We start from the raw sequence: 5,426 nt of genomic DNA, 5'->3' as shown, positions 1-5,426 counted from the left end.
CGCTGATCGCGCTGGTCGGCTGGCGGGCGATCTTCTTCGTCAACCTGCCGATCGGGCTGATCGGGCTCTGGCTCGCCAGGGCTCACGCCAGCGAGACGCCGGTTCATGCCGGCCGGGCGGTCGATCTGCCGGGGCAGGTCGCGGCCGTGGTCGCGCTCGGCGCACTCGCGGCGGCCGTCATCGAGGCCGGCGTTCGCGGCTGGAGCGATGCCCTGGTGATCTCAGGCCTCGTCCTCGCGCTGATCGCCGCCGTGGCGTTCGTCTGGCAGGAGGCGCGGGTCCGCCAGCCGATGCTGCCTCTGGCTCTGTTCAAGCATCCGCTGTTCGCGCGCTGCGCGCTGGTCGGGCTGCTCGCCAATGTCGCGATCTATGGCCTGATCTTCGTGTTCAGCCTGTACTTCCAGGAGATCAACCGGATGTCGGCGTTCGCGACCGGATTGGCGTTCCTGCCGATGTTCGGCGTCGTCTTTCCGGTCAACCTGCTGGCGCCCCGCATCGCCGAGCGGATTGGGCCGCGCGCGACCATTGCGCTCGGGGCGATGCTTTCGGCGATCGCCTGCGTGGCGCTGCTGCCGATCGCCCCCGGCACGTCCTATGCGGCGATCGTGCTGCCATTGGTCGGCCTGAGCTGCGGCCTCGGGCTGATCGTCCCGCCCTTGACCTCGAGCCTGCTCGGCAGCGTCGACCGCTCGCGCTCGGGCGTGGCCGCCGGCGTGCTGAATGCAACCCGGCAGAGCGGCAGCGTGCTCGGCGTGGCGCTGTTCGGCGCGCTGATCGGGCCGGCCGGCGCCTTCATGCACGGCTTGCGGCTATCGCTGATGATCTCGGCAGCCCTGACGCTCGCGGCCGCCGGCGCGATCCGCTGGGGCGTGTCCGGCGCTGGCGCGCGCTGACGCGTTCAGCTCTTCCTCAGCGCGAAATTGGCGCCGCAGAACGCCATCAGTGCGCCGAGGCAGAGCGCGGCGAGGCCGGCCAGCACGCCGGCCGCCGACGGCACCGGGCTTGGCCCGGAGATCGCCTGGCCGATGCCGGCGAGCATCAGCACGCCGACCACGACGAGGAAGTTGCGGGCGCGCTGCGGGATCTCTCCCGACACCGCGCTATGCATGATGTTGGCGATGAAATAGCCGGAGGAGAAGCCGACGGTGGCGATCAGCCACCAGGCGATCGCCGAGCCCGCCGGCATGAACGCGCCCTCACTCTGCCACAGGCCGCCGAGATCCAGCCCGTATCGGGCGCCGAGCATGTGCACGGCGAGCGCCAGCAGGATGCCCGCGGCCATCGCGCCGGCCAGGATCAGGTGGCGGGGAAAATGGATCGTTTCATTCATGCTCCGTTTGTAGGATAAGGCGCCTGACCTTCGCAACAGGACCGAGCCATTTCCACGCCGACCCAATCCGACGCGCCGATCTGCTATGCCTACAAGGCGTCGCTGATCGGCTCCGCGCAAGAGTTCGAGTTGACCGAGCAGGGCCTGTCCTGGCGCTTCGCCGGCCACGCAGGGCTATGGCCGTATGCCGACATCGCCGCGATCCGACTGTCCTACCGGCCAGTGTCGATGCAGGCCAAGCGCTTCCGCGCCGAGATCACGCATCGTGACGGCCGACGGCTCAACATCATCTCGACCACCTGGCAGACGGTGACGCTGATGGTGCCGCAGAGCGAGGCCTATCGGACCTTCATCCTCGCCTTGCATGCGCGGCTCGCAGCCGCGGGCAGCACGGCGCGACTCACCGGCGGGCTCGGTCGCACGGTCTATGCCGCGGCGCTGGCCGTGATGGCGGTGGTGACGGCCGCCATGGCCGCGCTTCTGGTGCGCGCGCTCGCCATCACCGAGTGGTCGGGAGCGCTGTTCCTGATCGGCTTCGCCGCGCTGTTCGCCTGGCAGGTCGGCGGCTTCGTCGTCCGCAACAAGCCGCAGACCTACAGCTTCGCGGAGGTCCCGGCTGCGCTGCTGCCGTGATCACGCGACCCCGTCGCGGTCGTTGCATGCAACCATCCGGCGCGTCGGGCAGGGTGAGGAGGCTGCAGTTCGGGAGATGACGACGATGCAGGATCGCGCGCAGGGCATGCCGGATGACGCCGAGATCGCCGCCATCAACGCGCGGCATTTCGCCGACACGCCGCTGCGGCCGGCGGACCTCCTGTTCGTGTTCGGCACCCGCGTCGACGAGGAACTGCGCGCCGACGCGGCGGCGCGGCTGTGGGAGCAGGGCTTGTTCCGTCACGCCATCGTCAGCGGCGGCGTCACGCCGGGCGCCGGGCTCTCGGAATGCACGTTGATCAAGGCCGCCATGGTGAAGCGGGGCGTGCCGGCGCAGCACATTCTCGAAGAGCATCGCGCCATGAATACCGGCGAGAACGTGCAGCTCTCGCTGCCGGTGATCGATGCCGCGCTCGGTCTCGCCAATGTCGGCAGCCTGATCTGCCTCGGCAACAGCTGGACCGCGCGACGCTACGCGATGACGGTGCAACGGTACTGGCCCGAGGTCGACAAGATGCTGCTGACGGTCGACGGCTTCGGCGTGCCGCGGCATCTGTGGCACACCCATCCCGAATTCCGGCGGCGCGTGCTGACCGAATGGGACAAGATCGAGCCATACAAGGCAAAGGGCTTTATTGTTGAGTGGCCGTGAGCTGTTGGGGAGCTGCAACAACAAACTTCGTCATTGCGAGGAGCCCCCGGGTCTCGCCTCCGGCGAGCCGCAGGGCGGGCTCCGCGACCAAACAATCCAGAGCCGCGCGTCACGCCCTGATTGCTTCGCTTCGCTCGCAATGACGCCGAATTTGGCCGGTCCGTAGGGTGGGCAAAGACAGCGCGTGGCGCAAGCCGCGCGATGGCGTGCCCACCGCGCTTCATCCGTACCGGCGGTGGGCACGGCGCGGTCAGGCAGCTCGGACTAACAAGTCTCTCCGGGCGCGCCTTTGCCCAGCCTACAAATCATAGCTTCCAGCGTTGTTAGATGCAGTGCCCTCTCCCCTTGCGGAAGAGGGCGCATTCACGAGCACCGGCTCACGGTCCAACGTCAAAGAGCTGCGGTGATGAAGCTCGATAGCTGCTACGGCCTGACCACCAGCACCGAGCATTTCGCGTAGCGCACCACGTGGCCTGCGTTGCTGCCGAGAAAATACGTGCGCATCGCCGGGCGGTGCGAGGTCATCACGATCAGGTCGGCCTGCACCTTGGCGGCTTCCTCGAGGATCTCGTGATAGATGCCGCCCTGGCGCACGGTGTAGCTGATGCGCTCGGCGGGGATGCCGGATTCGCGGGCGACGATCGACAGCGCCTCCTCGGCGGTCTCGCGCTGCTGCGCGTCGAAATCGGCCGGGACGTATTCCGCGAGCATCACCGGGGTCATCGGCATCACGTTCAGGAGATGTACCGTGCCCTGCCAGGTCTCGGCGAGCGTTGCTGCGGTGGCGATCGCCGGCTTGGCGAGGTCGGTGTCGGCCAGATCGATGGGAACAAGGATCGATTTGAACATCGCGAAGGCCTCCTTACGCGAACGCGTCTATTACGCGCAGCTGTTGGCGGCCTGTCAATCGGAGCCCTGCTTGAGCAGCTTCGGCGTGACGAAGGTCAGCAGGTTGCCGCGGGCAAAGCTGACATCGCCCCAATCCTCGGTGTCGAAGTCAAACACCGCGAGCCCCGCCGTCGGCATGTTGCGCATCAGCTCCTGACGCGCCTCCGCGTCACCCCGGGCTGTCAGCGCCAGCGCTAGCTCGTGCATGCCAGGATTGTGGCCGACGACCAGGAGCCGCGCGGGATCGTGCATGGCGGCGAGGCGGATATGGTGCAGGATCTGCATCGCCTCGGCGGCGTAGAGCTCAGGGACCGACTCGACCTGCGGCGCCGGGATCCGATCCTTCATCGCCGCATAAGCGAGCTCCCAGGTCTGCTGCGCCCGCACCGCGGTCGACACCAGCACCAGATCCGGCACCGGCGGATGGCTGGCGATGAAGTCGCCGATGACAGCGGCATCCTGGTGCCCGCGCTCGTCGAGACGGCGGTCCTGGTCGCGGCCCGATGGCGCGTCCGTCTCGGTCTTGGCGTGGCGCAGCAGCATTAATCGGCGCATGGAATCCGGTCTCGAATCGGTCAGGCCTAAGTCAGGCTGTATCACGTCTCTTTATCGCCATTAAAAGCGTCATGACGTCCGGCCCAGGGTTGGCTAAGAAAACGCCATGAGCGAGACTTCCACAAGCGCGAACGATGATGCGGATGCCGCAGGCGAGGTCGCCCGGACCAGGCTGAACTTCGACCTCGACGTCGATGTCTGCGTGGTCGGGGCAGGGCTCGCCGGGCTGACGACGGCGCTGTGCGCCGCCCGCCAAGGCGCCAGCGTCGCGGTGCTCGAAGGTCGCCGGGTCGGCTGGAACGCCTCCGGCCACATGGTCGGCACGATCATGCCAGGTTTCGACCTGGCGCTGCCGGACCTGATCGAGCGCGTCGGGCTGGAGCGGGCGCGGGCGCTATGGGCGCTGTCCTGGGAGGGGGCCGAGTTCATCCGCGCCCAGGCCACGTCGATGCCGGGCATCGGCTTGAGCGAAGGGGCGCTCGAGGTCTCCAACGTTGATGCCGGCGATGCGCTGATCCGCCGGCTGCAGATGCTGCACGAGGATTTCGACACCGAAGTCGAGGGCTGGCAGGTCGAGCGTGTCCGCACCGAGCTCAAGACCAGCCGCTATTTCCATGGCGTGCATTATCCCCGGGCCTTCCAGCTCGATGGCCGCAAATACGTCCACGCTTTGGCGCGGCTTGCCCACCGGGCCGGCGCGCGGATCTTCGAGGATACGCCGGTGGTGAGCATCGATGCGTCCGGCGTGCGCAAGCGCATCGTGACGCCGTCCGCGCGGATGCGGGCCTCGCACATCGTGCTGGCGGGGAACATCCATCTCGGCGCGCCGCTGCAGAAGCTGTCGGACACGCTGCTGCCGGTGTGGCGCTATGGCGGCGTCACCGCGCCGCTCGGCGAGCAGCTGGCCGAGGCGATCGCCTTCCAGGGCTCGGTCCACGATACCGACGGCATCGACCACTTCCGGGTCGTCGACGGCGACCGGCTGATGTGGGCGAGCCCGGAGACGACCTGGGACGCGCGCCCGAGCGGCTTCGCCTCCGCCTTGCAGCGCCGGATCCGCACCGTGTTTCCGCAGCTCGGCCGCGTCGAGATCACCGAGACCTTCGGCGGCGTCACCGGCCAGACCGTGCACGGCATGCCCCAGGTCGGCCAGTTGCGCAAAGGCCTGTGGGTGGCGAGCGGTTTCGGCCGCCAGGGAATGAACACCTCGGCGATGGCCGGGCAGTTGATCGCGCAAGGCATCCTCGCAGGCGACGACCGCTGGAAGCTGTTCTCGCCGTTCGAGCTGGTGTGGGCCGGCGGCGTCAGCGGCCGGGTCGCCGGCCATATCGTCAATCTATGGGTTCG

General features: G+C 68.1%; 7 protein-coding genes. 4 read left to right on the top strand and 3 right to left on the bottom strand.

Annotated features, from left to right (window positions below; all coding sequences use genetic code 11):
• Positions 1-893, top strand: an 893-nt coding sequence (locus BRAO375_RS24935; RefSeq protein WP_035642032.1) for an MFS transporter, incomplete at its 5' end; no start/stop codon positions are given.
• 5 nt (positions 894-898) lie between these two features.
• On the opposite strand, the gene BRAO375_RS24930 is transcribed toward BRAO375_RS24935, so the two are convergent.
• Entirely contained in the window at positions 899-1,330 is a 432-nt protein-coding gene (locus tag BRAO375_RS24930; protein ID WP_009030222.1) for a hypothetical protein, read from the bottom strand.
• 129 nt (positions 1,331-1,459) lie between these two features.
• Between BRAO375_RS24930 and BRAO375_RS24925 the strand changes: the two genes are divergently transcribed.
• Positions 1,460-1,963 carry a hypothetical protein gene (locus tag BRAO375_RS24925; RefSeq protein WP_502688957.1) on the top strand — a complete coding sequence of 168 codons (504 nt, stop codon included), beginning with the start codon at positions 1,460-1,462 and terminating at the stop codon, positions 1,961-1,963.
• An 85-nt stretch (positions 1,964-2,048) separates the two neighbouring features.
• Positions 2,049-2,636: a YdcF family protein gene (locus BRAO375_RS24920; protein WP_009030220.1), complete on the top strand. Its 588-nt coding sequence runs from the start codon at positions 2,049-2,051 to the stop codon at positions 2,634-2,636.
• 423 nt (positions 2,637-3,059) lie between these two features.
• Here the strand turns inward: BRAO375_RS24920 and BRAO375_RS24915 are convergent, their stop codons facing one another.
• Positions 3,060-3,485, bottom strand: coding sequence for a universal stress protein (locus tag BRAO375_RS24915; RefSeq protein WP_009030219.1), 426 nt, complete (start codon positions 3,483-3,485; stop codon positions 3,060-3,062).
• A 54-nt stretch (positions 3,486-3,539) separates the two neighbouring features.
• On the bottom strand, positions 3,540-4,079 hold the full coding sequence (locus BRAO375_RS24910; RefSeq protein WP_009030218.1) for a SixA phosphatase family protein: 540 nt from the start codon (positions 4,077-4,079) through the stop codon (positions 3,540-3,542).
• Between the two features lie 106 nt (positions 4,080-4,185).
• Here BRAO375_RS24910 and BRAO375_RS24905 point away from each other — a divergent pair.
• A partial coding sequence (locus tag BRAO375_RS24905; protein WP_035642027.1) for an NAD(P)/FAD-dependent oxidoreductase occupies positions 4,186-5,426 on the top strand: 1,241 nt, incomplete at its 3' end.

Source organism: Bradyrhizobium sp. ORS 375 (assembly GCF_000239775.1).
Classification (GTDB): domain Bacteria; phylum Pseudomonadota; class Alphaproteobacteria; order Rhizobiales; family Xanthobacteraceae; genus Bradyrhizobium.
Note: the sequence above shows the minus strand (reverse complement) of the source record. Positions and strands in the feature narration are given on the sequence as shown.

Excerpts from the sequence above, each read along its gene's own strand:
- BRAO375_RS24930 (WP_009030222.1), bottom strand. The coding sequence starts at position 1,330 with ATGAATGAAACGATCCATTTTCCCCGCCACCTGATCCTGGCCGGCGCG.
- BRAO375_RS24920 (WP_009030220.1), top strand. The coding sequence starts at position 2,049 with ATGCAGGATCGCGCGCAGGGCATGCCGGATGACGCCGAGATCGCCGCC.
- BRAO375_RS24915 (WP_009030219.1), bottom strand. The coding sequence starts at position 3,485 with ATGTTCAAATCGATCCTTGTTCCCATCGATCTGGCCGACACCGACCTC.
- BRAO375_RS24910 (WP_009030218.1), bottom strand. The coding sequence starts at position 4,079 with ATGCGCCGATTAATGCTGCTGCGCCACGCCAAGACCGAGACGGACGCG.